Annotated in this window: 22 protein-coding genes and 2 tRNA genes; 10 read left to right on the top strand and 14 right to left on the bottom strand. The window is 62.2% G+C overall.

The window, feature by feature from the left end; translation table 11 throughout:
* Positions 1–9 precede the first annotated feature (9 nt).
* The 6 genes from GCM43_RS09375 (at position 10) to GCM43_RS09400 (ending at position 5,240) form a co-directional block, all read left to right on the top strand.
* Positions 10–576: an RBBP9/YdeN family alpha/beta hydrolase gene (locus tag GCM43_RS09375; RefSeq protein WP_152243673.1), complete on the top strand. Its 567-nt coding sequence runs from the start codon at positions 10–12 to the stop codon at positions 574–576.
* 30 nt (positions 577–606) lie between these two features.
* Positions 607–1,245, top strand: coding sequence for a peroxiredoxin (locus GCM43_RS09380; protein ID WP_152243476.1), 639 nt, complete (start codon positions 607–609; stop codon positions 1,243–1,245).
* Between the two features lie 230 nt (positions 1,246–1,475).
* On the top strand, positions 1,476–2,285 hold the full coding sequence (cysT, locus tag GCM43_RS09385) for a sulfate ABC transporter permease subunit CysT (protein WP_193315587.1): 810 nt from the start codon (positions 1,476–1,478) through the stop codon (positions 2,283–2,285).
* Positions 2,282–3,208: a sulfate ABC transporter permease subunit CysW gene (gene cysW, locus GCM43_RS09390; protein ID WP_152243480.1), complete on the top strand. Its 927-nt coding sequence runs from the start codon at positions 2,282–2,284 to the stop codon at positions 3,206–3,208. The genes cysT and cysW overlap by 4 nt, the downstream gene beginning before the upstream one ends.
* 2 nt (positions 3,209–3,210) lie before the next feature.
* A complete protein-coding gene (locus tag GCM43_RS09395) occupies positions 3,211–4,284 on the top strand; it encodes a sulfate/molybdate ABC transporter ATP-binding protein (RefSeq protein ID WP_152243482.1) in 1,074 nt (357 codons plus the stop codon).
* Between the two features lie 23 nt (positions 4,285–4,307).
* Positions 4,308–5,240, top strand: a complete 933-nt coding sequence (locus GCM43_RS09400; protein ID WP_152243484.1) for a CysB family HTH-type transcriptional regulator — start codon at positions 4,308–4,310, stop codon at positions 5,238–5,240.
* A 146-nt stretch (positions 5,241–5,386) separates the two neighbouring features.
* Here GCM43_RS09400 and GCM43_RS09405 read toward each other — a convergent pair whose 3' ends face one another.
* The 3 genes from GCM43_RS09405 to GCM43_RS09415 all read right to left on the bottom strand — a co-directional run bounded on the left by GCM43_RS09405 (position 5,387) and on the right by GCM43_RS09415 (position 10,266).
* Positions 5,387–7,774, bottom strand: coding sequence for a TonB-dependent receptor plug domain-containing protein (locus GCM43_RS09405; RefSeq protein WP_152243486.1), 2,388 nt, complete (start codon positions 7,772–7,774; stop codon positions 5,387–5,389).
* Between the two features lie 396 nt (positions 7,775–8,170).
* Positions 8,171–9,217, bottom strand: a complete 1,047-nt coding sequence (locus tag GCM43_RS09410; RefSeq protein ID WP_152243488.1) for an aldo/keto reductase — start codon at positions 9,215–9,217, stop codon at positions 8,171–8,173.
* A complete protein-coding gene (locus GCM43_RS09415) occupies positions 9,217–10,266 on the bottom strand; it encodes a quinone-dependent dihydroorotate dehydrogenase (RefSeq protein ID WP_152243490.1) in 1,050 nt (349 codons plus the stop codon). Before GCM43_RS09415 ends, GCM43_RS09410 begins: the two co-directional genes overlap by 1 nt.
* A gap of 152 nt (positions 10,267–10,418) precedes the next feature.
* On the opposite strand from GCM43_RS09415, the gene GCM43_RS09420 reads away from it, so the two are divergent.
* Positions 10,419–13,742 carry a S41 family peptidase gene (locus GCM43_RS09420; protein ID WP_152243492.1) on the top strand — a complete coding sequence of 1,108 codons (3,324 nt, stop codon included), beginning with the start codon at positions 10,419–10,421 and terminating at the stop codon, positions 13,740–13,742.
* A 108-nt stretch (positions 13,743–13,850) separates the two neighbouring features.
* Here the strand turns inward: GCM43_RS09420 and GCM43_RS09425 are convergent, their stop codons facing one another.
* Genes GCM43_RS09425 through GCM43_RS09435 form a run of 3 tightly spaced genes read right to left on the bottom strand, consistent with a single transcriptional unit; the run spans position 13,851 to position 15,933 of the window.
* Positions 13,851–14,573, bottom strand: a complete 723-nt coding sequence (locus GCM43_RS09425) for an arginyltransferase (protein ID WP_152243494.1) — start codon at positions 14,571–14,573, stop codon at positions 13,851–13,853.
* Positions 14,574–14,628: 55 nt separating this feature from the next.
* Complete coding sequence (gene aat, locus GCM43_RS09430) at positions 14,629–15,351, bottom strand: leucyl/phenylalanyl-tRNA--protein transferase (protein WP_152243496.1); 723 nt, start codon at positions 15,349–15,351, stop codon at positions 14,629–14,631.
* 6 nt (positions 15,352–15,357) lie between these two features.
* Positions 15,358–15,933, bottom strand: coding sequence for an NUDIX hydrolase (locus GCM43_RS09435; protein ID WP_152243498.1), 576 nt, complete (start codon positions 15,931–15,933; stop codon positions 15,358–15,360).
* A gap of 140 nt (positions 15,934–16,073) precedes the next feature.
* Here GCM43_RS09435 and GCM43_RS09440 point away from each other — a divergent pair.
* Both GCM43_RS09440 and GCM43_RS09445 read left to right on the top strand, forming a co-directional pair.
* Positions 16,074–16,150 (top strand) — tRNA-Met (locus tag GCM43_RS09440).
* A gap of 108 nt (positions 16,151–16,258) precedes the next feature.
* A tRNA-Met gene (locus GCM43_RS09445) sits at positions 16,259–16,335 on the top strand.
* Positions 16,336–16,457: 122 nt separating this feature from the next.
* On the opposite strand, the gene GCM43_RS09450 is transcribed toward GCM43_RS09445, so the two are convergent.
* From GCM43_RS09450 to GCM43_RS09465, 4 genes are all read right to left on the bottom strand, one after another.
* The gene (locus GCM43_RS09450; RefSeq protein WP_152243500.1) at positions 16,458–18,761 is read right to left on the bottom strand and encodes a xanthine dehydrogenase family protein molybdopterin-binding subunit; all 2,304 of its coding nucleotides are present in this window, start codon (positions 18,759–18,761) and stop codon (positions 16,458–16,460) included.
* Entirely contained in the window at positions 18,758–19,234 is a 477-nt protein-coding gene (locus GCM43_RS09455) for a (2Fe-2S)-binding protein (protein WP_152243502.1), read from the bottom strand. Before GCM43_RS09455 ends, GCM43_RS09450 begins: the two co-directional genes overlap by 4 nt.
* 146 nt (positions 19,235–19,380) lie before the next feature.
* Positions 19,381–20,268, bottom strand: a complete 888-nt coding sequence (locus GCM43_RS09460; RefSeq protein ID WP_152243504.1) for a DNA-3-methyladenine glycosylase 2 — start codon at positions 20,266–20,268, stop codon at positions 19,381–19,383.
* Entirely contained in the window at positions 20,265–21,254 is a 990-nt protein-coding gene (locus GCM43_RS09465) for an XdhC family protein (protein WP_152243506.1), read from the bottom strand. Before GCM43_RS09465 ends, GCM43_RS09460 begins: the two co-directional genes overlap by 4 nt.
* An 80-nt stretch (positions 21,255–21,334) precedes the next feature.
* Here GCM43_RS09465 and GCM43_RS25795 point away from each other — a divergent pair, with 80 nt between their 5' ends.
* Positions 21,335–21,487, top strand: coding sequence for a hypothetical protein (locus GCM43_RS25795; protein ID WP_193315579.1), 153 nt, complete (start codon positions 21,335–21,337; stop codon positions 21,485–21,487).
* Positions 21,488–21,631: 144 nt separating this feature from the next.
* On the opposite strand, the gene GCM43_RS09470 is transcribed toward GCM43_RS25795, so the two are convergent.
* From GCM43_RS09470 to lspA, 4 genes are read right to left on the bottom strand one after another with little or no spacing between them, the layout of a single operon-like run.
* Positions 21,632–22,732: a M48 family metallopeptidase gene (locus GCM43_RS09470; protein WP_152243508.1), complete on the bottom strand. Its 1,101-nt coding sequence runs from the start codon at positions 22,730–22,732 to the stop codon at positions 21,632–21,634.
* A gap of 19 nt (positions 22,733–22,751) precedes the next feature.
* Entirely contained in the window at positions 22,752–23,201 is a 450-nt protein-coding gene (gene dut / locus GCM43_RS09475) for a dUTP diphosphatase (protein WP_152243510.1), read from the bottom strand.
* Positions 23,202–23,230: 29 nt separating this feature from the next.
* Positions 23,231–24,451, bottom strand: coding sequence for a bifunctional phosphopantothenoylcysteine decarboxylase/phosphopantothenate--cysteine ligase CoaBC (gene coaBC, locus GCM43_RS09480; RefSeq protein ID WP_152243512.1), 1,221 nt, complete (start codon positions 24,449–24,451; stop codon positions 23,231–23,233).
* Between the two features lie 36 nt (positions 24,452–24,487).
* A complete protein-coding gene (gene lspA / locus GCM43_RS09485; protein WP_152243514.1) occupies positions 24,488–25,003 on the bottom strand; it encodes a signal peptidase II in 516 nt (171 codons plus the stop codon).
* Between the last annotated feature and the right edge of the window lie 61 nt (positions 25,004–25,064).

The raw sequence follows: 25,064 nt of genomic DNA on the forward strand, positions 1-25,064 counted from the left end.
GGAGCCATGATGGCGCTGCGCAGCTTTTCCGATTACCGGGTATTGATCGTGCCGGGCCTGCACAACAGCGGCCCGGAACACTGGCAAAGCCGCTGGCAGCGCCTGTATCCGCAGTTCGAGCGCGTGGAACAGGATGACTGGGAAACGCCCGATCTGGCGGCCTGGTCGGCAAAGCTGGACCGGGTGCGACGCGAAGAGCGCCGTCCGACCCTGATCGTGGCGCACAGCTTCGGCTGCCTGACGACGGCGCACAGCCTGGCGCGCGATCCGGACGGCGTGGCCGGCGTGCTGCTGGTGGGGCCGGCCGATCCGGACAAGTTCGGCGTGGCGGCGCAGCTGCCGCACAAGCGCCTGCCTTGCCCGGGTATTCTGATTGCCAGCCAGACCGACCCGTGGATGACGCTTGAACATGCCGCGCAGTGGGCACGGCGCTGGAATTGCAAGTATATTGACGGTGGCGCGCTCGGTCATATCAACGCCGAGTCAAAGCTCGGCGACTGGATCTACGGCCAGGCGCAATTGCAGACGCTGTCCGACCTGGCCACGCTGGACCGCCGCCACCGTTTTGCAGCATAAAAACCATACACTTTTGTCGAGGAGATCACCATGACCTTACGCCTGGGCGATGTCGCCCCTGATTTTGAACAAGACAGCTCGATCGGCCAACTGAAGTTCCACGAATGGGCAGGCGACTCCTGGGTCGTGCTGTTTTCGCATCCGGCCGACTTTACGCCGGTCTGCACCACCGAACTGGGACTGACTGCCAAGCTCAAGCCTGAATTTGACAAGCGCAACGTCAAGGCCGTGGCCCTGTCGGTCGACGCTGCCGAATCGCACAAGAACTGGATCAAGGATATCGAAGAGACGCAGAACACCGTGGTTGGCTTCCCCATCATTGCCGACGTCGACAAGAAGGTATCGGTACTGTACGACATGATCCATCCGGAACAGTCGGTCACCGCTACCGTGCGCTCGGTGTTCATTATCGATCCGAACAAGAAGATCCGCCTGATCCTGACTTATCCGCTCAGCACCGGCCGCAATTTTGATGAAATCCTGCGCGTGATCGATGCGCTGCAACTGACCGACGGCTATACCGTGGCTACGCCGGGCAACTGGAAAGACGGCGACGATGTGATCATTCCGCTGCCTGTGCAGGATCCGGAAGTGATCAAGCAGAAATACCCGAAAGGTTATACGGCCGCCAAGCCGTATCTGCGCCTGACGCCGCAGCCGAACAAATAAACGGCGCGGTTCACGCCGATCTGGCCAAAACGCACCTGCCCGGTGCGTTTTTTTTCGTCCGCTGGCATTGATACTACATGCAAATCCCATCTAAGCAAATGAGAAAAGGTTAGTTCTTTTTATAACGATAACATGTGAATATGGCGTCCTGTTACTCGAAAATGTAATAACAAGGAGTGTCTATGTCTGCAGCAGCACCGATCAAGGCGCGGGGGGCGCCGTTTCGGGTCATGCCGGGTTTTAAACTATCACTGGGCTTTACCCTGTTCTATCTGGCGCTGATCGTCCTGATCCCGCTGTCGTCGGTGTTTCTCAATACCTTTACCATGACCTGGGAAGGCTTTGTACGCGCCGTCACTTCCGAGCGCGTGATGGCTTCGTATCGCCTGACCTTTGGCGCGTCCTTGATCGCGGCGCTGTTCAATGTGGTGTTTGGCGGCATCCTGGCCTGGGTGCTGGTGCGCTACAAGTTTCCCGGCAAACGCATTATCGATGCACTGGTCGACCTGCCGTTTGCGCTGCCGACCGCCGTGGCCGGTATTACGTTGACGGCGCTGTATTCCTCGAACGGCTGGTTCGGCCAGTTTATCGAAGGCGTACTCGGCATCAAGGTGGCGTTTACGCCGCTGGGCGTGGTGGTGGCGCTGACCTTTATCGGCCTGCCTTTCGTGGTGCGCACGGTGCAGCCGGTGCTGGAGGACGCCGAGCGCGAACTCGAAGAAGCGGCCGCCAGCCTGGGCGCTTCGTCACTGCAAACGTTTATCCGCGTGATCTTTCCAACCATTATGCCGTCGCTGCTGACCGGTTTTGCGCTGGCCTTTGCGCGCGCCACCGGTGAGTATGGCTCGGTCATTTTTATCGCCGGCAATATGCCGATGGTGTCGGAAATTACGCCGCTGTTCATTATTACCAAGCTCGAGCAATACGACTACGCCGGCGCCACCGCGATTGCGGTGGTGATGCTGGTGGTGTCCTTCCTGCTGTTATTGACGATTAACCTGCTGCAAGCGTGGACGCGCGGAAAGGCCAAGAAATCATGAGTAATACAGTCTCTGCCGTCGCAGCCACCGAAGACGCGCTGCCCAAGGCGCGCCGCTTCGAGCCGTCGGTCGGCCCGGTGGTGCTCGAACCGCTGTGGGTGCGCACCGTGCTCATTTCCATCGCGCTGCTGTTCCTGACGGTGTTTCTGATCGTGCCGCTGGTCGCGGTATTTGTCGAAGCGTTCAAGAAAGGCTGGGAAGCCTATGTGGCCGCCATTATCGACCCGGATGCGATTTCCGCCATCAAGCTGACGCTGATTACGGCCGCCATTGCCGTGCCGCTCAACCTGGTGTTTGGCGTGGCCGCATCGTGGTGTATCGCCAAATTCGAGTTCCGTGGCAAAAGCATTTTGCTGACGCTGATCGACCTGCCGTTCTCGGTCTCGCCCGTCATTTCCGGCCTGATCTATGTGCTGATGTTCGGCGCCCAGGGCTGGTTCGGCCCGTGGCTGGCGGCGCACGATATCAAGATTCTGTTTGCCGTGCCGGGCATCGTGCTGGCCACCATCTTCATTACCTTCCCGTTCGTGGCGCGCGAGCTGATTCCACTGATGCAGTCGCAGGGCAGCGAAGAGGAAGAAGCCGCCATTGTGCTCGGTGCATCGGGCTGGGATACTTTCCGCCGCGTGACCTTGCCGAACATTAAGTGGGGCCTGCTGTATGGGGTGATTTTGTGTAATGCACGCGCCATGGGCGAGTTTGGCGCGGTGTCGGTGGTGTCGGGCCATATCCGTGGCGAAACCAACACCATGCCGCTGCAAGTCGAGATTCTGTACAACGAGTACAACTTCTCGGCCGCCTTTGCCGTCGCTTCCCTGCTGGCGCTGCTGGCACTGGTGACGCTGGCCCTGAAAGCTTTTATTGAATGGCGTCTCAACGAAAACGACGCCGACGATTCCGCCTTACGTTCTACGGAGCACTGATCATGACTATCGCAGTTAAGAATATCAACAAGCGTTTCGGCGATTTCGTCGCCCTCAACAATATTTCGCTCGACTTTCCTGCCGGTGAGCTGACCGCGCTGCTGGGCCCGTCAGGTTGCGGCAAGACCACCTTGCTGCGTATTATTGCCGGCCTCGAACACCCGGACTCGGGCCAGGTGCTGCTCGACGCCGAAGACGCCTCCAGTCGCCATGTGCGCGAGCGCCAGGTCGGCTTTGTATTCCAGCACTATGCGCTGTTCAAGCACATGACCGTGTTTGAAAACGTGGCCTTTGGCCTGCGCGTCAAGTCGCGCAGCGAGCGTCCTTCCGAAGACCAGATCCGCCGCAAGGTGAAAGACCTGCTGGAACTGGTGCAGCTGGACTGGCTGGCTGACCGCTATCCGCCGCAACTGTCGGGAGGCCAGCGCCAGCGTATCGCGCTGGCACGCGCACTGGCGGTCGAGCCGCGCGTGCTGCTGCTCGACGAACCGTTCGGCGCACTCGACGCCAAGGTGCGCAAGGAGCTGCGCCGCTGGCTGCGCCGCCTGCATGACGACCTGCATGTGACCAGTATTTTCGTCACGCATGACCAGGAAGAGGCGCTGGAGGTGGCCGACCAGGTCGTGCTGATGAACAAGGGCACGGTCGAGCAACTCGGCTCGCCCGAGCAGGTCTACAACCAGCCGGCCTCGCCATTCGTCTACGGCTTCCTGGGCAACGTCAACCTGTTCCACGGTCGCGTACATGACGGCGTGATGGCCACCGGCGACGCCAGCTTCGACGTGCCCGACTACGCCAACGTCAGCGACAGCAAGGGCACCGCCTATGTGCGCCCGCACGACCTGGAAATCGACCGCTATACGCCGGGCGCCGAAGGCATCGTCGTCAAGCTCAGCCGTGCCCATGCGATCGGCCCGCTGGCCCAGCTCGATTTGCACCGCGTCGATAACAGCGAGCTGATCGAAGCGGTAATGTCGAACGAGCGCTTCAGCCATCTGGCGCTGAAAGAGGGTGAGACGCTGGTGGTGCGCCCGAAACGTTTGCACGTTTTCGTCGAACCTTCGGCAAGAAACTGATTGAATACTGACACTGGATCGCCATGAATTTCCAACAACTGCGCTCCATCCGCGAAGCAGCGCGCCGCGGCTATAACCTGACCGAAGTGGCCAATGCCCTGTTTACCTCGCAGCCGGGCGTGAGCCGGCAAATCCGTGAACTCGAAGACGAGCTGGGCGTGGTGATTTTCGAACGCAACGGTAAGCGCCTGACCGGCCTGACCGAGCCGGGCAAGGGCATTTTGAAAATCATCGACCGCCTGCTGATCGAGGCGGAAAACCTGCAGCAGGCCAGCCTTGAATACAGTGGCCAGACCAACGGCACGCTGTCGGTGGCCGCCACCCATACCCAGGCCCGTTATGCGCTGCCGAAAGTGGTGCAGAGCTTTCGCGCTGCGTTTCCCGAGGTACGCATCGCGCTGCAGCAAAGCGCGCCCGAGCATATCGCCGAATGGGTTTTGTCGGGCAAGACCGATATCGGCATTGCCACCGAGGGCTTGAGCCAGTTCCCTGACCTGGTGTCGTTCCCATGCTACCGCTGGAGCCATCTGATCGTGGTGCCCGATGGCCATCCGCTGCTCGACAGCTCACCGATCCGCCTGGAAGACCTGGCCAAGTATCCTTTGATCACCTATGACAAGGGCTTTACCGGCCGCGGCCATATCGACGACGCTTTTGCCAAGGCCGGCGTGACCACCGATATCGTCCTGACCGCCATGGACTCGGACGTGATCAAGCAGTACGTGGCGCTGGGGCTGGGCGTGGGCATTGTTGCCTCAATGGCGTTCGACCACGGCCGCGACAAGGGCCTGCGTGCGGTCGAGGCATCGCACCTGTTTGCGTTCAATACCACCCGCCTGGCCGTGCGCCGTGGCGCTTACCTGCGCTCGTATGCCTACGAGTTTATTTTGCAGCTGGCGCCGGACCTGACGCGCGACGATATTGACCGTGCCATGGCGGGGGAAGAGACGTTGTAACTGCGCCGACAACATTGTTGGCGCTAACAATGTTGTCGGATTACGGCCCCGGAGGGGGCCTAATCCGACCTACGCCTCAATCATAAAAAAGCCCGGAACGCTGCAAAGCGTTCCGGGCTTTTTACATGGCGGTGCCCGTCAGACTGTTACCAGCTATAACCAGCCTTGGCGTAGTAATAACGGCCATTGAAGCCGTTCGGCGCAAAGATGCTGTAGGGCTGGGTGCCGCCGACGTTCAGGTTGCCGGCGCTGGTCACCTGGGCCGGGTAGCGGTTGGTGACGTTGTCGATACCGGCCACCAGGCGCCAGTTCTGGCCCAGCTTGACCGAACCGGACACGTCAAGTACCCACTGCGGATCGTAGTTCTGGTCCAGCGCCACATTGTTCTGCGGCACCGTGAACTTGCCATAGCGCGTGACCACGCCATGGGCGTTCCAGTTGCCGACAACGTAGTCGGCAGCCAGGCTGAACTTGTCTTTTGGCGCCGTCACGGTGGCGCGGGCTACGGTCTGGCGGTCGATCAGCAGCAGGTTGTTGGCCGTGAGCAGGGCCGGGTTGTCGGCGATCTTTTCTACCGAGCTCTTGTTGTGGTTATACGCCACTGTCAGGTCCAGGCGGTCTTTTTCCTGCAGTTCGATGCGGTAGGTGCTGACGATATCGACGCCTTCGGTGCGGGTATCGACGGCGTTGGTAAAGTAGCGCGCTGCGCCCACTGGCGTGCCCTGTGCGGCCAGCTGCGCCTTCAAGGCATCGTTCAGTGCCAGGTTGGCCGAGAACAGGATGCGGTTGTCGATATCGATGCGGTAAGCGTCAACCGAAGTGGTGAAGTTGCGGTTGGGCTGGAACTGCACGCCGAGGCTGTAGTTGCGTGCCTTTTCAGGTTTGAGGTCCTGCGCGCCCAAGGCGCGTGCCTGCGGCGTATTGACGGCAAAGGTACCGGTCTCGATCGGCGTATTGACGCCATTGACCACCTGGAAGTTGGTGGTGGTAATGGTGTAGTACTGCTGCGCCAGCGATGGGGCACGGAAGCCCGACGAGGCCGTGCCGCGCAGCGAGAAAGCGTCGTTGAATGCATAGCGCGCCGAACCCTTGGCCGAGGTGGTGCTGCCGAAGTCGCTGTAGCGTTCATGGCGCAGCGCTACGCCGCCCGACAGCTTTTTCGTCACTTCCGCTTCCAGGTTCACGTACACCGATTCGTTATGGCGCGAGTGGCTGCCGGCGTTGGCCGGGCGGAAGCCTGCAAAGCCCTGCGAGCCGCCGCCAAAGTACGAGGCGGCGTCGCCGGCACCGATGCTGTATTTCTCATGGCGCGCTTCAAGACCGACGGCCACCGTCAGCGGACCGGAGAAAAAGTCGACCGGAAACTCGCGCGCCGCATCGAGGTTGAACACGCTCTGTTCGTTTTTCAGCGAGCCGGCATAGAAATGCGTGGGGCTGTCCACGCCCAGATTGCCGATCGACAGGTTGATGGTGTTGTCGAGGTCGAGTTCGAACTTGTTGCTGCCGTAGTTCAGGCTGGCATCCCAGCGCCAACCGGCAGCTTCGCCGCGCAGACCAGTGACGATGGACTGGTCGGTCAACGTGCTGTTTTGCAGCGGCAGGAAGCCTTCCGGATAGACTGGTGTGCGTAGCGCCGTGCCGTTGTAGGCGGTGCGCCAGGTTGCTGCAGCCGACGTATCGCGCTTGCCGTAGTTGCCGAACGCATACCAGTCGATATTGTCGTTCAGATGGTATTCGCTGTTGAAGAAGACGGTAGCGGGCTTGCTTTCGGCATCGCCATAACGCTGGTTGACCTTGCCGTAGCGCGGTTCGAGCGGATTGCGGAAGTCGGCGCCGGCGCGGTTGGTCGGATCGCGGTCGGCCACTTCTGCCGAGAGGCGCAGCCAGCCGTTTTCACCGAGCGCAAAACCGGCCGAACCCTTGATGCTTTTTTGCTTGCCGTCGCGTTCCTGGGTCTGGCCGTAGCCCACTTCCACATCGCCGCCGGCTGCACCTTTTTTCAGGATGATATTGATCACACCGGCAATCGCGTCCGAACCGTACTGGGCGGCGGCGCCATCGCGCAGCACTTCCACATGGTCGATGGCGGCCAGCGGAATGGCATTGAGGTCGACCGGTGCCGAGCCCCGGCCCAGCGAGCCGTTGACGTTGACCACGGCCGAGGTATAGCGGCGCTTGCCGTTGACCAGCACCAGCGTCTGGTCCGGTGACAGGCCGCGCAGCTGCGCCGGGCGCACGGCGTCGCTGGCGTCGGCGCCGGTGGCGCGCGCAAAGTTCAGCGACGGCAGCAGGCGCGCCAGCACGGTGGCCAGTTCAGCCGAGCCGGTGCTTTGCAGATCGCGCGAGGTCAGGATATCGATCGGCGATTCGGAGTCGATGGTGCGGCGGTTCTTGGCAAAGGTGCCGGTGACAACCACCGACTGCAATTCGCCTTCGGCAGGCAGTTCCTGCTGGGCGTGGGCGGGCAGGGCAAAGCACGCCACCAGGCTGGCGGCAAGAACGGTTTTAACGGGGGTACGGGGCAATGAACTCATCGACTTGTATCTCTTCAGTAAGTTGGGCTGTCTGGTTGACGCTGTGCGCTTGTGCGAGCCACAGGCTCGATGCAAACAGATTAACAGTTGGGCACGCGCGGTGCCGACGAATGGTTCCGCCTATCGTTATGCGATAAACAGCTGATGCGTGGGAAATTTGCGGTTGTACCGCATATGACCTGCTTGCCAGCATACGGCGGGCATGGGGAGGGGGGCAATGGTGCGCTGCGGGAAGTTGGAAGGTGTTGCGGAAACCCAACGGCGGATGGTGGGTCGGGTAGGTCGGGTAGGTCGGATTAGCCGGGCCGCGTAGGCGGGGCAAAGCCCCGCGTAATCCGACAACATTGTTGACGTCTGCGGTGTTGTCGGATTACGGCCCGAAGGGCCTAATCCGACCTACTGGCCTGGATTGGTCAATACGGCATGAATCGCATCAACCGCCTTGATGACCTCGTGCGACAGCTTGATGTCGTAAGCGTCGATATTGTGCTGCAACTGCTCCAGGCTGGTGGCGCCGATAATGGTCGAAGCCACGAACCAGCGCGAGTAGCACCACGCCAGCGCCAGCTGCGCCGGAGTCAATCCATGCTCGCGCGCCAGCGCCGCGTACTGGCGCGCCGCTTCGATGGTGGCCGGGCGGATATAGCGCGGGCTCCAGCCGGCCGGGAAGATCGTCAGGCGCCCGCGCGCCTGCGGGTCGTCGAGATACTTGGCCGTCAGTTGGCCGAACGCCAGCGGGCTGTAGGCCAAGAGGCCCACGTTTTCACGGTGGCAGGTTTCGTCGAGCAGGCTGGTCTCGTAGTGGCGCGCCGTCAGGTTATACAGGTTCTGGATGCTGGCGATGCGCGGCAGGCCATGCAGTTCGGCCTGCTTGATATATTCGCATACGCCCCACGACGATTCGTTCGAGACACCCACATGGCCGATCTTGCCTTCCTCGACCAGCTTGCCCAGGACAGCCAGCGTGTCTTCGATGGCCACGCTGGCGCGCTCCTTGCGCGGCTCAAACACGCTGGCGCCAAAGATGGGCAGGTTGCGGCTGGGCCAGTGCAACTGGTACAGGTCGATATGGTCGGTCTGCAGGCGGCGCAGGCTGCCTTCAACGGCGGCGCGGATATTGGCCGCGTCATGGTTGCTCTTGCCGCTGCGAATCCAGTGCATCTGCGCGTTCGGACCGGCCACCTTGCTGGCGAGCACCACTTCGCTGCGCTTGCCGCTTTTCTTGAGCCAGCTGCCGATATAGCGCTCGGTGCTGCCCTGCGTCTCGGCGCTGGCCATCACCGGGTACATTTCGGCGGTGTCGATAAAGTTGATGCCGCGCTCCAACGCATAGTCGAGCTGGCTGTGCGCTTCGGCTTCGCTGTTCTGCTCGCCAAAGGTCATGGTGCCCAGGCATATCTTGCTGACCTCAAGCGGGCTCGAACCAAGCAGTATCTTGTCCATCAGGCCGCCTTCTTGCCGCGCAGGGCGCGTGCGCAGTCGCCGACCAGACCCGGTCCAGCGTAGATCAGGCCGCTATACAGCTGCACCAACTGCGCACCAGCGTCGAGCTTGGCCACCGCATCCTGCCCGCGCATAATGCCGCCCACGCCGATAATCGGCAGCGCGTCGCCCAGTTCGGCTTTCAGCAGGCGGATCACGGTATTGGACAGTTCAAACACCGGCGCACCGGACAGACCCCCGGCTTCCGCGCCATGCTGCATGCCCTCGACGGCGCTGCGCGAGAGCGTGGTATTGGTGGCGATCACGCCGTCGATTTGATGGCGTGTGAGCGAATCGGCGATGCTTTTCACCTGCTCGCCATCCATGTCCGGTGCGATTTTCAAGGCAAGTGGCACGTAGCGCTTGTGCTGGTCGGCCAGCCGTGCCTGTGCCTGTTTCAGCTGCGACAGCAGCGCGTCGAGTTCCGAGGCGCCTTGCAGCTGGCGCAAGTTCTTGGTGTTGGGCGAGGAGATATTGACCGTCACATAGCTGGCGTACGGATAGACTTTTTCCAGGCACAGCAGGTAGTCGTCGGCCGCGCGCTCGATTGGCGTATCGGCGTTCTTGCCGATATTAAGGCCCAGCACGCCGGCGCGGTTCTGATAGAACTTCGAAGCCTGTACATTGGCGACAAATGCATCGACGCCGCCGTTATTGAAACCCATGCGGTTAATAATGCCCTGCGCCTGCGGCAGGCGGAAGATGCGTGGCTTGGGATTGCCGGCCTGCGCGCGCGGCGTCACGGTGCCCACTTCGATCGAGCCGAAACCGAGGTCGGCCAGCGCATCGATATAGGCGCCATCCTTGTCGAGCCCGGCGGCCAGGCCGACCGGATTGGGGAAGGTAATGCCCATCACGGTGCGCGGGTCGGCGGCCGGCTTGCCGACCAGTTTGGTCAGGCCCAGGCTGGCGGCGCGTTTCAGGGCCGGCAGGGTGAAATGGTGGGCCGCTTCGGCATCCATCGAGAACAGCAGCGGACGGGCAAGGGAATACAGGAAATTTTCGGACATGGGCGCTTAATAAGATTTTTCGCATATTTTACCGTGTTCGCATGGTGCATCCATGTATAGTATTTCATTGCCTTTTGCCAATTTTCTCCATCACACGGCGCGAGGCAGCTGTTGTGCGCGTATTTTCCTCAACCCCGAAAAGCGAGACATCATTGAAAAAGAACCGTATCCTGGCAGCGCTGGCTGCCGCCGGCGCCTTAACGCTTCTGGCCAGCCAGCCGGCCTATGCCCTGCCCAATACGCTAGACACCCGCATGATCAGCGAGCCGGCCGTGTCCAGCCAGCATATCGCCTTTATCTATGCCGGCGACCTGTGGCTGACCAATCTTGATGGCGGCGGTGCGCGGCGCCTGACCTCCGACCTGGGCGACAAGTCCAATCCGGTGTTTTCCCCGGATGGCAGCCTGATTGCTTACAGCGCCAATATCGACGGCAATATCGATGTGTATGTGATCGCGGCGGCCGGCGGCGTGCCGCGCCGGCTGACCTTCCATCCGGGCGTGGACCTGGCGCAGGCGTTTACGCCAGACGGCAAGGCGGTGATGTTTACGTCGCCGCGCGCGGCTTTCAATAACCGCTTTCAAAAACTGTTTACGGTGCCGGTGGCCGGCGGCGTGGAAACCCAGCTCGAGATTCCCAACGCCTCGCGCGCCACCTATTCGCCCGACGGTACGCGCATTGCCTACAACCCGCTGATGCCGGCCTTCAAACAGTGGAAGCGCTATCGCGGCGGTACCAATTCCTGGCTGTGGCTGTTCTCGTCCAAAGACAAGTCGATTGAAAAAATCCCGCAGCCTGCCACGCGCTCGAACGATGTCGATCCGATCTGGCTGGGCGACACCGTGTATTTCCGCTCCGACCGCAATGGCGAATTCAATCTGTACGCCTACGATCTCAAGACGAAGGCAGTGCGCCAGCTGACGCAGCATACCGATTTCCCGGTGCTGAATGCCTCGGCCTCGGCCACCAGCGGCAAGCTCATCTACGAGCAGGCCGGCTACCTGCACTCGCTGGACCTGGCCAGCGGCCAGAGCAAAAAGCTGACCATCGGCGTGGCAGCCGACCTGGGCCAGACGCGCCCGCGCTGGGTCAAGAATCCAAAATATATCCGCGACGCGTCGATCTCGCCATCGGGCGCGCGCGTGGCGTTCGAGTACCGCGGCGAGATCGTCACCATCCCGGCCGACAAGGGCGATGTGCGCAACCTGACGCAGACGGCTGGCGTGCATGAACGCAATCCAATCTGGTCGCCCGACGGCCGCTCGGTTGCGTATTTTTCCGACGAGTCGGGCGAGTACGCACTGCACGTGCGCGCGCAGGACGGCAAGGGGCCGGTGAAAAAATTCAAGCTCAATGGCAGCGGCTTTTACGACAGCGCCGTCTGGTCGCCCGACAGCAGCAAGATCGCTTTTGCCGACAACGGCTGGAGCCTGTATATGATCGACGTGTACACCGGCAAGCAACAGAAAGTCGCCACCGAGCCGATGTACGGTGTCGACAAGAGCCTGCGCGCGGCCTGGGCGCCCGATTCGCGCTGGCTGGCCTACACCCTCAATTCGCCCACCTATACGCGCAGTGCCTATATCTACTCGGTCGAGCAGCACAAGTCGATGCCGGTCACCGACGGCCTGTCGGACGTGGCCGAGCCAGTCTTCGACAAGAGCGGCAAATATCTGTACTTCTTTGCCTCGACCAATGCCGGTCCGAGCAATAACTGGTTCTCGCAGCAGAACGAAGACAACCTGGTCACGCGCACGGTCTGGATGGCGGTGCTTCGGCGCGACCTGCCGTCGCCGCTGATCAAGGAAAGCGACGAGGAAAAGGCAGCCGCAAGCGAGCAGAAAAAAGACGGCGCCAGGGTCGAGACGGACAGCAAAGCCGAAGCGAAGATCGATCCGAAGACAGGGCGCGATGATCCGAAAGTGACGGTGGCGCCGGTAGCGCCAATCAGCATCGATTTTGACGGCATCGCTACGCGCATCGTCGACCTGCCGCTGACGGCCGCGCAGTTTTCCAGCCTGGCCGCTGGCGCTGCTGGCCAGATATTCCTGCTGCGCGAGAACGACGGCAAGAAAGCCGTCCAGCGCTTTGACCTGAAGGAGCGCAAGGCCGAAACCGTGGTGGCCGATGCCGACGATTTCGAGGTGTCGGCCGATGGCAAGAAGCTGCTGTACCGCAGCAAGGACAACTGGGCCATGGGATCGGCCACCGGAAAAATGCTGGCGCCGGGCGAAGGCAAGGTCAAGGTCGACGCCATCGAAGTGAAGGCTGATCCGCGCGCCGAATGGACGCAGATTTTCAACGAGGTCTGGCGCATCAACCGCGACTACTTTTATGATCCGGGCATGCACGGCGTCAACTGGCAGGCCATGCGCGACAAGTACGCGGCTTTCCTGCCCGAACTGTCGAGCCGGGCCGACCTGAACCGGCTGATACAGTGGATGTGCAGCGAGCTGGCGGTGGGCCATCATCGCGGCGGTGGCGGCGACGATTTTATCGACGCGAAAAAAGTGCCGGGCGGCCTATTGGGCGCCGACTATGACGTGAGCAATGGCCGCTATCGTTTCAGCAAGGTATATGGCGGCCTGAACTGGAACCCCAAGCTGCGCGCGCCGTTGACCGAGCCTGGCCTGAACGTCAAGGCCGGCGAATACCTGCTGGCTGTCGATGGCCGTGCCCTGACGCCGCCAACCAACCTCTACAGCGCCTTTGAAAACACGGCTGACAAAGCCATCGATATTACCGTCGGTCCGAACCCCGACGGCAAGGGCGCACGCACCATCACGGTGGTGCCGGTGGCCGGCGAAGAGGCGCTGCGCAATCGCGACTGGATCGAAGGCAATATGCGCAAGGTCAATGCTGCTACCGGCGGCAAGGTTGCCTATGTGTATGTGCCCAATACGGCGGGCCTGGGCCACACCTACTTCAAGCGCTACTTCTTCCCGCAGGCCGACAAGCAGGCGATCATTATCGACGAGCGCTTCAATGGCGGCGGCAGCGTGGCCGACTACTATATCGAGATACTGCAGAAGAAGGAAATCGCCTGGTGGGCCATGCGCTACGGCGCCGACATGAAGACGCCGTCAGCCTCGATCCAGGGGCCGCGCGCGATGCTGATCGACGAGACGGCCGGTTCGGGCGGCGATCTGCTTCCATGGATGTTCCGCAAGAACAACATGGGGCCATTAATCGGCAAGGCCACCTGGGGTGGCCTGGTCGGCATCCTGGGCTTTCCGGTGCTGATGGACGGCGGCACGATCACTGCGCCCAACCTGGCCTTCTGGACCCGTGAAAACGGCTGGGGCGTGGAAAACGAAGGCGTGGCGCCCGATATCGAAGTCGAGCAAACGCCGGCCGACGTGATCGCCGGGCGCGACCCGCAGCTGGAGAAAGCGATTGCCGTGATCCAGGAAGAGCTGGCGAAAAATCCGCCGGTCAAGCCGGTGCGGCCGGCTTATCCGGACAAGAGCAAATGAGGTGGATCCCGTAGGTCGGATTAGCGCTACGCGCGTAATCCGACAACACCGCTGACGCCAACAATGTTGTCGGATTACGGCCCGAAGGGCCTAATCCGACCTACGGGTTTACAGCTCCACCCACAAGCCCTTGATGCGCGCTTCGAGCGGGCGGTAGTTGATCTTGTAGGCCATCTTGGGGCTTTGCTCGATCCAGTAGCCGAGGTAGACATAGGGCAGGGCCAGTTCGCGCGCCTGCTCGATCTGCCACAGGATGTTGTAGGTGCCGTAGGAGGCGCCGTCCACGTCGGGATCGAAGAAGGTATAGACCGACGACAGGCCGTCGGCCAGCACGTCGATAATGCTGACCATGCGCAGCGTGCCGGCGGGGTCGCGGAACTCGACCAGGCGCGTATTGACGCGGCTTTGCAGCAAAAACTGCGCGTACTGGTCGCGGCTGTCCTGGTCCATGCCGCCACCGGCGTGGCGCGTGCTCTGGTAGCGCAGGTACAGTTCGTAGTGTTCGTCGAGGAACGACAGCGTGGCCACGCCGGCGCGCAGGTCGGCATGGCGTTTCCAGGCGCGCCGCTGGGTACGGCTGGGCGCAAAGCGCTCGGCTGCCACCCGTACCGGAATGCAGGCCTGGCAGCCGTCGCAATACGGGCGATAAGTAAAGATGCCGCTGCGGCGAAAGCCGTTGCGTACCAGTTCCGAATACACATCGCTGTTGATCAGGTGCGAAGGCGTGGCCACCTGCGACCTGGCCTGGCGGTCATCGAGATAGCTGCACGGGTAGGGCGCCGTCGTATAGAACTGCAGCGTGGCAAACGGTAGTTCGTTCAGGTGCGTCATGTCGGTCCAGTATCAGGCGGCGCAGGCAGCGATATTCGGTATAACCATAGCATAGCTAGGCGCCGGGCGCAGCGTGCCAGTCGGTGATCTGCGGCGCCGTGATCGCCAAGCGCAGATGATCAAGGAACTGCTTGCGCGAAATGGGCGCCGCGCCCAAGGACGCCAGGTGGCGCGTCTCCTGCTGGCAGTCGATCATGGCCACGCCGCGCTCTTTGAGAAAGCGCACCAGTTGCGCCAGCGCGATCTTCGAGCCGTCGCTCACGCGCGCAAACATCGATTCGCCATAAAACATGCGCCCGATCGACACACCATAGGCGCCACCGACCAGTTCGCCATCGAGCCACAGCTCCGATGAATGCGCATAGCCGAGCTTGTGCAGGCCCGTGTAGCCGGCCACGATTTCCTCGGAAATCCAGGTGCCCGGGCCATCCTTGCGCGGCGCCGCGCAGGCGCGCATGACGGCCTCGAAGTTGCCGTCGAAGCGCAGCTGCCAGCGCCCGTCGCTGGCGGCACTGCGCTCGACCTTGCGGATGGCTTTCTGCAGGCTGTCGGAAACCTTGAAGTTTTCCGTCATCAGCACCATGCGCGGATCGGTGCTCCACCACAGTATCGGCTGGCCTTCGGAAAACCACGGGAAGATGCCGTGCCGGTAGGCGTCCAACAGCCGCCTGGGCGACAGGTCGGCGCCGGCCGCCAGCAGGCCCGGCGCCTCGTCGGTGGCCGTCAGCGCGCGCGAGACGTCGGGAAACGGCGTATGCAGGTCGAGCCAGGGAATCATCGCGCCTCAGTCTGCAGGAATGGCCATCGGACGGGTGATGTCGCCTGTATGCACGCCATAGCTGCCGCCTTCGCGCAGTTTGGCGCGGTCGGCAAAGAACAGTTCGAGCGTGGTGCGCACGGTGGGGAAGGCCAGCTCTTCCCAGGGGATGGCTTCCTCGGCAAACAGGCGTACCTCCAGGCTTTCGATGCCGGGCGCAAAATCGAGGTCGAGCAGGCGCGCCAGGTAAAACAAATGCACCTGGTGTACGCGCTGCACGTTGAGCAGCGAGAACAGATTGCCCAACTCGATATGTGCACCCGCTTCCTCGACCGTTTCACGCGCTGCCGCCTCGGCGGTGGTCTCATCGTTTTCCATAAAGCCGGCCGGCAGCGTCCAGTAGCCGTAGCGCGGCTCGATGGCGCGCGTGCACAGCAGCACCTGCGCCTTGCCGTCGACCTCCCACACTGGAATCGAGCCGACCACCATTTTCGGATTCTGGTAATGGATGGTGCCGCATTGTGGACAGACATGGCGCAGGCGGTTGTCGCCGTCCGGTATCGACAGGCTGACGGGATGGGCGCATTCGGAGCAGAATTTCATGGGCGGCTAGGGAAAAGAGTGTATTGGTTTAGTCATGAGTGTAACGCTTACTGTACACCGACTGCCCATCAAATGGCGCTATTGCGGGCGGTGCAAAGATAGCTATTGCCTAAACCCCTGTGTTGCGCATATAATTCTTGTGCGGGGTGGAGCAGTCTGGCAGCTCGTCGGGCTCATAACCCGAAGGTCACAGGTTCAAATCCTGTCCCCGCAACCAATACCTGAAAGGCCGCTGATACTGCAAAGTGTCAGCGGCCTTTTGCATTGCGGGCAATATGTCAACGCTACCCTTTACGCCGCGTCACAATCTGGTATATAATTCTTGTGCGGGGTGGAGCAGTCTGGCAGCTCGTCGGGCTCATAACCCGAAGGTCACAGGTTCAAATCCTGTCCCCGCAACCAATTCGAAGCCGCTGATTCCTCGCAAAAGGGTCAGCGGTTTTTTTTATGTTCAACGGAAAAGCCGGCGTAGGTCGGATTAGCCGCGTAGCGGCGTAATCCGACGACACCCTTAACCCTGAACCCTAAGCCTTCTTCGCCAGCTGCATCCCCACCGGCAGCGCACGGATGCGCTTGCCCGTGGCGGCAAAGATGGCATTGCACAGCGCCGGCGCGATCGGCGGCACGGCCGGTTCACCCACGCCGCCCAGTTCCATGTCCAGCGTGCCCGGTACCAGATGGGTGTGGATCACGCGCGGCGCGTCGGCAGCGCGCAGCACCGCGTAGTCGTGGAAATTGCTTTGCTCGACACGGCCTTCCTTGAAGCTGATCTCGCCGCTCATGGCCAGGCTCACACCCATCACGCAGGCACCCTCGATCTGCGAACGCACGCGGTCCGGGTTGATCTGCGGGCCGCAGTCCATGGCGATATCGATGCGCGGTATGCTCACTTCACCGGCCGCATTGACTTCCACCTCGATCACCGCCGCCACGTAGGTGACAAAGCTGTAGGATACGGCCAGCCCCAGCCCGCGTCCCTTGGGCAGCTTGCGGCCCCAGCCTGCCTTGGCCGTGGCCAGCTCGATCACATGGCGCATGCGGCCGATATCGACCGGGTATTTTGCCGGGTCTTCGCCGTAGTTCCAGTTATCCGACAGCGCGGCCGGATCGATCTTGCGCGCCGGTCCCAGCAACTCCAGCAGATAGTCGCGATGGTCTTTTTTGGCCGCATGCGCCAGTTCGGCCGTAAACGACTGGATCGCAAACGCATGCGGAATATTCGATACCGAACGGAACCAGCCGATGCGCGTATGGGCCTCGGCTTCCGGCACTTCGACGCGGATATTGTCGATCGCGTAAGGCACATTGATGGCCGACATGCCCAGCTCGAACGGCGCCGGGCTTTTCGAGCCGGCCGCAAAGGTCGAGGTAATGCTGGGCGCCGCCGTGCGGTGCAGCCAGGCGGTCGGGCGGCCCTTGGCGTCAAGCGACGCTTCGATGCGTTCCACCGAGACTGTATGCAGGTAGTCGTGCTGCAGGTCGTCGTCGCGGGTCCAGGTCAGCTTGACCGGCGCGCCGTCCATGGCTTTCGACAGCAGCGCCGCTTCCACTGCAAAGTCGGGCTTGGACTTGCGGCCGAAACCGCCGCCCAGCAGCGTCACATGCACCGTCACGTCGTCAAAGCCGAGCCCCAGCGCCTTGGCCACGTTGCTGCGCGTGGCCTGCGGCGCTTGCACGCAGGCCCATACTTCGGCCTTGCCATTGGCAACGCGCACGGTTGCGGCCGGCGGCTCCATGGTGGCGTGCGCCAGATGCGGCAGATAGTATTCGGCGCTGAGCTTGCGCGCCGCAGGTGCTGCGGCCAGCACCTGCACCGTCTTGCCCTGGTCGCGCGCCGGCTTGGCCGGCTTGCGTACCGAAGCTTCAAGCGTCTTGCGGTAGGCTTTGGAATCGTAGGTGCCGTTCGGGCCAGCTTCCCATTCCAGCACCAGCGCTTCGCGGCCCTTGATGGCGGCCCAGGTATTTTTTGCAATCACGGCCACGCCGCCCAGCGGATTGAACATCGCCGGCGGCGGGCTGCCAGCCAGTTCCACGATGCGCAGCACGCCCGGCACTTTCAGGGCAGCCGTCTTGTCGACGCTTTTGAGCTTACCGCCAAACACGGGCGGACGCGCAATCACGGCGTAATGCATGCCATCGAGGCGCGTATCGATGCCGAAATGCGTGTTGCCAGTCACGATATCGTGCAGGTCGACGCCGCGCTTGTTGTCCTTGCCGATATAGCGCAGCTGTTCGGGTTGCTTCAGCACGATGCTGCTGCGTTGCGGCACCGGCAGCTTGGCCGCCACTTCGGCCAGCTCGCCGAACGACAGGCTGCGTCCGCTGGCTGCATGCAGCACGGCGTGGTTGTCGGCCTTCACGTCGCCAACCGGCACATTCCAGCGCGCCGCCGCCGCCGTTTCCAGCATCAGCCGTGCAGTAGCGCCCACGTGGCGCATGGCGCGGAAAAAGTGGCGCATGCTGCGCGAACCGTCGGTATCCTGGCTGCCGTAGCGCGCCTCGTCGGCCGGCGCCTGCTGCACTGCCACCTGCGCCCAGTCGGCGCCCAGTTCATCGGCCACCACCATCGGCAGGCTGGTGCGGATGCCCTGGCCCATTTCCGAGCGGTGCATCATGATGGTGACCACGCCAGTCGGGGCAATCGACAGGAACACCAGCGGGTTGTCGATCACGCCGCCGGCCATGCCGTCGCCGCCGTATTTTTTCTCTTCGGCCGCCATCACCAGGCCGCTCGGGCCGGCAATCAGGCTCAAGCCGGCAATCGCGCCGGCCGCTTTCAGCCAGTGGCGCCGCGCCGGCGAGGCAGGCAGGTTTTCCATGATGGTCATTTGGCCGCTCCTTTGGCGCTGACAACGCCGGCTGCCTGCTTGATGGCCGCATGGATGCGGGTATAGGTGCCGCAGCGGCAGATATTGCCGCTCATCGCTTCGCGGATCTGCTGGTCGCTCGGTTTGGGCGTTTCGCGCAGCAGCGCGGTGGCTGACATGATCTGCCCGGACTGGCAGTAGCCGCATTGCGGCACGCCATGTTCTTGCCAGGCTTGCTGCAGGGCCTGGCCGATCTGGTCCTGGCCGACTGCTTCGATGGTGGTGATTTGCTTGCCGGCAGCAGCGGAAATTGGCGTAACGCATGAGCGGATCGCCACGCCGTCCAGGTGCACGGTGCAGGCGCCGCATAGCGCCATGCCGCAGCCGAATTTGGTGCCGGTCATGCCCAGTTCGTCGCGCAGCGTCCACAACAGCGGTGTGTCTTCGGGCAAATCAACCGTATGCTGTTTGCCGTTGATGGTGAGGGATGTCATTATTTTTTCCTCGGAAGGGGGAATGGGGAGCGGGAAGGCCATCCGTCTTTGGGATTAGCTCTTCAGTAGGGGATGGTAGCGCTGCTGCGGGGAAAAGGGTGTGGCAATATCTGGATTTCAGTATTCCAGAAAGTGGAAGTATTGCCTTAGTTCTGCAGGCTGGCCCAGAGGTGGGCGCAAGCCATGGTGCGTTGTGGCGCATAGCGGCGCAGCCACTGCTCGGTGCGCGCCATATCGGGTTTGCTGTCTTCGCCCAGCAGCTTTTGCAGCGCAGCGCGGATCGCCACGTCGCCATGCAGCGAACAGTCGGCATAGCCATAGCCGCGCAGCAGCGCATAGTTGACCGTCCACGGGCCGATGCCCTTGACCGCCAGCAACGCTTGTGAAATGCCAGCCACGTCGCCGCCGGCAGGCAGTGCCAGCACCAGCGAACCATCGGTCACCAGCGCGGCCAGGCGCAGCACGGTCTCGGCCTTGGCGCGTGAGAATTTGCGGCTGGTCAGTTCTTCCGGGTTCAGCTGCGCCGCCTGCTGCGCCTCGGGGTAGCACCACAGGCCGCTGCTGTGCCGGCGTCCGGCCTGTTCGATAAAGGTACGGCGCAGTGCAATCGCAAAGGCCAGGTTGATCTGCTGGCCGATAATGGCCCAGGTCAGCGCCTCGAATGGCGTGGCCGACTGCACGATGCGCAGGCCAGGGTTGGCCGCCACCAGCGGCGCCATCAGTGCATCGTTTGCCACCAGCTGGGCAAACGGCTGCGGGTCGATCCGCAGGCCCAGCATATTGCGCACGGCAGCGTGCAGGGCCGCTGCCATGCCGGGGGCGGGCGCGCCGTCGATGTCGGCAGTACAGCTTGCCTGTTGCGGCCCGAAGGCGATCTCGAACGCCACGCACAGGCCGTCGTGCATGATGCCTTTGCGCAGCCGGTCGGCACTCACTTGCTCGGCCACGCCTTGCTGGTCGCGGCCATGGAAGGCCAGCACATCGCCCCGCCGGTAGCCGGGCGGCAGCGCCACATTCCATTGCAGCGCCGTCATGCTGCCTGGTTCAGTGCGTCGGCGTGCTGGATCTGCAGGGCATCGGGCACGCCATTTTTGACGGCCGTCATTTCGGCCAGGATGGAAATGGCAATTTCAGCCGGCGTCTTGCTGCCGATATACAGGCCGACCGGACCATGCAGGCGCGACAGCTGCTCGGCGCTGACATCGAACTGCAGCAGCCGTTCGCGCCGTTTGGCGTTGTTGACGCGCGAGCCGATGGCGCCGACATAAAACGCCGGCGACTTCAACGCTTCCATCAGCGCCAGGTCATCGAGTTTCGGGTCGTGCGTGAGGGCCAGCACAGCGCTGCGGCTATCGAGTTGCAAGTCGAGCACCAGGTCGTCGGGCATGGCGTGCAGCAGCTGCACGCCGGGCACATTCCAGCCGCCGCGGTATTCTTCGCGCGGATCGCACACGATCACATGGTAGTCCATGGCAATGGCAATCTGCGCCACAAAACGCGACAGCTGGCTGGCGCCGATAATGAGCAATCGCCAGCGCGGGCCATGCTGGGTCACCAGGCTATCGGCATCGAGCTGCAGCACCGCATTCGGTACGGCCGTTTGCAGACTGACGGCGCCGGTACGCAGGTCGAGGCGGCGTTCGACCAGCTGATGGTCTGCCAGGCGCGCCAGCAGTTCGGCCACGCCGCTGGCTGCATGCAGCGGCTCGATCGCCAGTTCGATGGTGCCGCCGCAGGGCAGGCCGAAACGGTGCGCTTCGTCGGCGCTGATGCCGTAGCTGACGATTTCGGGCAACTGGCGCACGATGCCATGCTGGCGCACATGTTCGATCAGGTCGTCCTCGATGCAGCCGCCCGAGACCGAACCGACTACCGTACCGTCGTCGCAGATGGCCAGCGTGGCGCCGACCGGACGCGGGCTTGAACCCCAGGTCTTGACCACGGTGACGAGCTGGCAGCGGTGGCCGTCGGCGATCCAGCCGGCGCTGGTTTTGAGTACTTCGAGGTCGAGGCTGTCCATGTACGCTTGAAAGATAGGCCGCGCTATGGCGGCAGACATTGGACTATACTATGTTATCCCCATCGCCTGCGGAGACACACATGATCGATCAAAACAAGACTCAGGAAGAAGGCATCCCGAAGTTCGGCAAGCTGCTCGTCGCATTGTTTCTGTCAGTGATATTTTGCGGCGTGCTGACGTGGACCATGGGGACTTACTTCCCGGATTTTCCCAATATCAGCAAGTGGAGGTAGGTCGGAGTAGGTCGGATTAGGCCCTTCGGGCCGTAATCCGACAACATTGTTGGCGTCAGTGGTGTTGTCGGATTACGCGGGGCTTTGCCCGCTAATCCGACCTACGGCATCAGGGATAGCCCCGGGTTTGATGCAAGCAAGCATTCAGGGCTTGAGCGGCTTTTTGCCAGCCTGCTTGGCCTTGACATCCGCCACGGCGCGGTTGATCGCTGCCACGCGCGCGGTCACGCCCGGGTGCAACGCGGTGTAGCCGTTGGTCACGGTTGCTGGCGTCTGCGATGAAAAACGCTGCCAGAAGCTCGCCGCATTGTTGATGTTATAGCCGGCGCGTGCCAGCAGGTAGATGGCCAGCGTGTCGGCCTGCACGTCGAGATCCTGCGGCATGGCCTTGATGCCGGCCGCGCCGGTCAGCATGCCCGTGTCCGGTTGTACCGCGCCCAGGCTGTCGATCACGCTGCCGGCGCTGCCACCGGTGCGCTGGCTGCGCGCATGGTCGAGAATGTTGTGCGCCATCTCGCGTGCTATTACAAAGGCAATGCCTTCATCGTTCTGTGCCGCCTGCAGCATGCCGCGCGTGAGCATAATGCGGCTGCCGTCGGAATAGGCGTTGATATTGTCGGCATTGCCGATCGCCACGCGAAACGCGCAGGCGCGCGTGACGGGGATATTCAGGTCCTGCTGATTGCCCTGGCGATCGATCTTCATGCTGATATTGGCGCTTTTCGCTGCCAGCGGGCCGACGATGGCGCCAAACGGGGCTTCGGCGCGCGGGCCGGACGGCAATGGCCGGCCTTCGGCTGCCAGCAGCGCATCACCCTTGCGCAGGCCGACGCGCGCCGCGCCACTGCCCGGCAGCACATTGGACACCTGCATCTGCTCGCCATAGCCCAGTGCTGCCTGCGCAGCGTCGGCATAGATGCTAGGGTACGAGTATTTGTTCTGCGCCGTAAAACCAAGCAGGTTGCGCGCATAGCTCTTGCACAGGTCGGCGTTGTTGATCAGCAGCGGTGCCGACACGTTCGACAGGCGATCCTGCAGCGCCACCATGCGCACCAGTTCTTCCTGCGCCGCCTTTTGCTGCGCCGTGTAGGCAGGTGCGCCATCGGGCGGCGGCACGATATTGAACGGACCGCTGACGCTGCCGGTCGGGGTGGTACAGGCGCTCAGCATGGCTACGCCAGCGAGCAAGAGGGGCATGGCCAGCTGGCGCAGCGGGGCTGAGGTCAATTGGCGGGTACCTGTCATAGTGTCTTCCTTGAATGCTTTAGTTTTTACCGGTGCTGCCGAAGCCTCCCGTGCCGCGTTCGCTGTCGCCAAACTCCTCGACAACCTTGAAGCCTACCTGCAGCACCGGCACGATAATCAATTGCGCCAAGCGCTCCATCGGGTTGAGCGTAAATGCGCTCGCGCCCCGGTTCCAGGTCGAGACCATCAGCTGGCCCTGGTAATCGGAGTCGATCAAGCCTACCAGATTCCCCAGTACGATGCCGTTCTTGTGGCCCATGCCGCTGCGTGGCAGGATCATGGCGGCGTAGCCGGGATCGGCGAGATGGATCGCCAGGCCGGTCGGGATCAGCACGGTCTGGCCCGCTTCGATGGTCAGCGGCGCATCGATGCAGGCACGCAGGTCGAGGCCGGCGCTGCCGGGGGTTGCATAGGCCGGCAGCTGGTCTTGCATGCGCGGGTCGATAATTTTGATGTCGATGGTTTTCATTGATGCTGTTTCTGTCAGGCGGATAAAAATTATTTCAGGAGCGAGAGCTTGCTGACGCGCTTGGAAATTTCCGAAATCAGCTGGCGCGCCAGTTCCAGTTTCGATGCACGCGGCAGCACGGTGTGGCCGTCTTCGTCGAACAGGATAATGGTGTTGTCGTCCTGGCCAAAGGTGTTCTGGCCGATATTGCCGACCAATAGCGGAATGCCTTTTTTCTCGCGCTTGGAAGAGCCGAATTCCACCAGGTTTTCCGATTCGGCCGCAAAGCCCACGCAATACGGGTAGCCGCGCAGGTTGGTGCGCGCCGCCACGGTGGCGAGAATGTCGGGGTTCTGGGCAAATTTCAGTTCAGGTACCGAGCCGTCGGCCTGCTTTTTCATTTTCTGTTCGCTGGCGTTGAGCACGCGCCAGTCGGCCACGGCGGCCACCGCGACGAAGACGTGCTGGCCGTCGATCTGCGACAGCACCGCATCATGCATCTGCTGCGCGCTTTGCACGTCGATGCGGCGCACGCCGAATGGCGCTTCGAGGGCTGTCGGTCCGGAAATGAGCAGCACCTCGGCGCCCGCTTCGCGCGCCGCGCGCGCCACCGCATAGCCCATCTTGCCGGACGACAGATTGGTAATGCCGCGTACCGGATCGATCGCTTCAAAGGTCGGGCCGGCCGTGACCAGCACGCGCTTGCCGGCCAGGACCTTGGGCTGGAACGAGGCCACCAGTTCGGCCAGCAATTGCTCCGGTTCAAGCATGCGACCTAGGCCCACTTCACCGCAGGCCTGCTCGCCGGCGGCCGGGCCGAAAAAGTGCACGCCGTCCTCGCGCAGCTGCTGTACATTGCGTTGCGTGGCCGGGTTTTGCCACATTTCCACGTTCATGGCCGGCGCCACCAGCAGCGGCACCTGGCTTGGGCGGGCCAGGCACAGGGTCGAGAGCAGGTCGTCGCAGGCGCCGTGGGCGAGTTTGCGCAGGAAGTCGGCCGAACACGGTGCCACCAGAATGGCGTCGGCGCCGCGCGTGAGGTCGATATGGGCCATATTGTTGGCGATGCGCGCATCCCACTGGCTGGTATGCACGGGATGGCCCGACAGCGCCTGCATGGTGACCGCCGTAATGAAGTGGCTGGCCGCATCCGTCATTACCACCTGCGCCGAGGCGCCGGCTTTGGTCAGCGACCGGCACAGTTCGGCCGCCTTGTAGCAGGCCACGCCGCCGGAGAGTCCGAGGACGATTTTTTTGCCGGACAATTCCATGCTGTTCTCCGCTTGTAGTTCGCTTATTTCGTTGGCTTACTTCTTGTTGACACGGCGCAGTTCATCGATGATGAACAGCGCTGCGCCGATGCAGATGGCGGTGTCGGCGATATTGAAAGCCGGGAAATGGCCCCAGCTTTTCCAGTGGAAGTCGAGGAAGTCGACCACATGGCCGTACACCAGGCGGTCGATGGCGTTACCGAGCGCGCCGCCCAGGATCAGTGCCAGCGCCCAGCAGAACATGCGCTGGCCCGCGTGTTTTTTCAGCAGGTAGAGAATGAAGCCGGCGGCGCCAAGCGCAATGGCGGTAAAGAAGTAGCGCTGCCAGCCGCCCTGGTCGGACAGGAAACTGAACGCTGCGCCCTTGTTAAAGGCCAGCACCAGGTTGAAGAACGAGGTAATGGCCAGCTCCTCTGCATAACGGAAGGTGCGCAGGACGGTGATCTTGGTAATCTGGTCAAACAGGATCACGATGGCGGCAATACCCAGCCATGGAATCAGGGAAGACGACGAGGACGACGATTTCGACACTACACGGTTTTTAGTGGCCATGGTTTTCCAGGGAAAGATAAACCGCCGCCAGCGGGAGCGCTGGCGGCGGGCAGAATGCAGG

This window comes from Janthinobacterium aquaticum (assembly GCF_009208565.1).
Lineage (GTDB): Bacteria > Pseudomonadota > Gammaproteobacteria > Burkholderiales > Burkholderiaceae_D > Janthinobacterium.

Coding starts and splice junctions, on each gene's coding strand:
- GCM43_RS09375 (WP_152243673.1), top strand. CDS start 10: ATGGCGCTGCGCAGCTTTTCCGATTACCGGGTATTGATCGTGCCGGGC.
- GCM43_RS09380 (WP_152243476.1), top strand. CDS start 607: ATGACCTTACGCCTGGGCGATGTCGCCCCTGATTTTGAACAAGACAGC.
- cysT (WP_193315587.1), top strand. CDS start 1,476: ATGCCGGGTTTTAAACTATCACTGGGCTTTACCCTGTTCTATCTGGCG.
- cysW (WP_152243480.1), top strand. CDS start 2,282: ATGAGTAATACAGTCTCTGCCGTCGCAGCCACCGAAGACGCGCTGCCC.
- GCM43_RS09395 (WP_152243482.1), top strand. CDS start 3,211: ATGACTATCGCAGTTAAGAATATCAACAAGCGTTTCGGCGATTTCGTC.
- GCM43_RS09400 (WP_152243484.1), top strand. CDS start 4,308: ATGAATTTCCAACAACTGCGCTCCATCCGCGAAGCAGCGCGCCGCGGC.
- GCM43_RS09405 (WP_152243486.1), bottom strand. CDS start 7,774: ATGAGTTCATTGCCCCGTACCCCCGTTAAAACCGTTCTTGCCGCCAGC.
- GCM43_RS09410 (WP_152243488.1), bottom strand. CDS start 9,217: ATGGACAAGATACTGCTTGGTTCGAGCCCGCTTGAGGTCAGCAAGATA.
- GCM43_RS09415 (WP_152243490.1), bottom strand. CDS start 10,266: ATGTCCGAAAATTTCCTGTATTCCCTTGCCCGTCCGCTGCTGTTCTCG.
- GCM43_RS09425 (WP_152243494.1), bottom strand. CDS start 14,573: ATGACGCACCTGAACGAACTACCGTTTGCCACGCTGCAGTTCTATACG.
- aat (WP_152243496.1), bottom strand. CDS start 15,351: ATGATTCCCTGGCTCGACCTGCATACGCCGTTTCCCGACGTCTCGCGC.
- GCM43_RS09435 (WP_152243498.1), bottom strand. CDS start 15,933: ATGAAATTCTGCTCCGAATGCGCCCATCCCGTCAGCCTGTCGATACCG.
- GCM43_RS09450 (WP_152243500.1), bottom strand. CDS start 18,761: ATGACCATCATGGAAAACCTGCCTGCCTCGCCGGCGCGGCGCCACTGG.
- GCM43_RS09455 (WP_152243502.1), bottom strand. CDS start 19,234: ATGACATCCCTCACCATCAACGGCAAACAGCATACGGTTGATTTGCCC.
- GCM43_RS09460 (WP_152243504.1), bottom strand. CDS start 20,268: ATGACGGCGCTGCAATGGAATGTGGCGCTGCCGCCCGGCTACCGGCGG.
- GCM43_RS09465 (WP_152243506.1), bottom strand. CDS start 21,254: ATGGACAGCCTCGACCTCGAAGTACTCAAAACCAGCGCCGGCTGGATC.
- GCM43_RS25795 (WP_193315579.1), top strand. CDS start 21,335: ATGATCGATCAAAACAAGACTCAGGAAGAAGGCATCCCGAAGTTCGGC.
- GCM43_RS09470 (WP_152243508.1), bottom strand. CDS start 22,732: ATGACAGGTACCCGCCAATTGACCTCAGCCCCGCTGCGCCAGCTGGCC.
- dut (WP_152243510.1), bottom strand. CDS start 23,201: ATGAAAACCATCGACATCAAAATTATCGACCCGCGCATGCAAGACCAG.
- coaBC (WP_152243512.1), bottom strand. CDS start 24,451: ATGGAATTGTCCGGCAAAAAAATCGTCCTCGGACTCTCCGGCGGCGTG.
- lspA (WP_152243514.1), bottom strand. CDS start 25,003: ATGGCCACTAAAAACCGTGTAGTGTCGAAATCGTCGTCCTCGTCGTCT.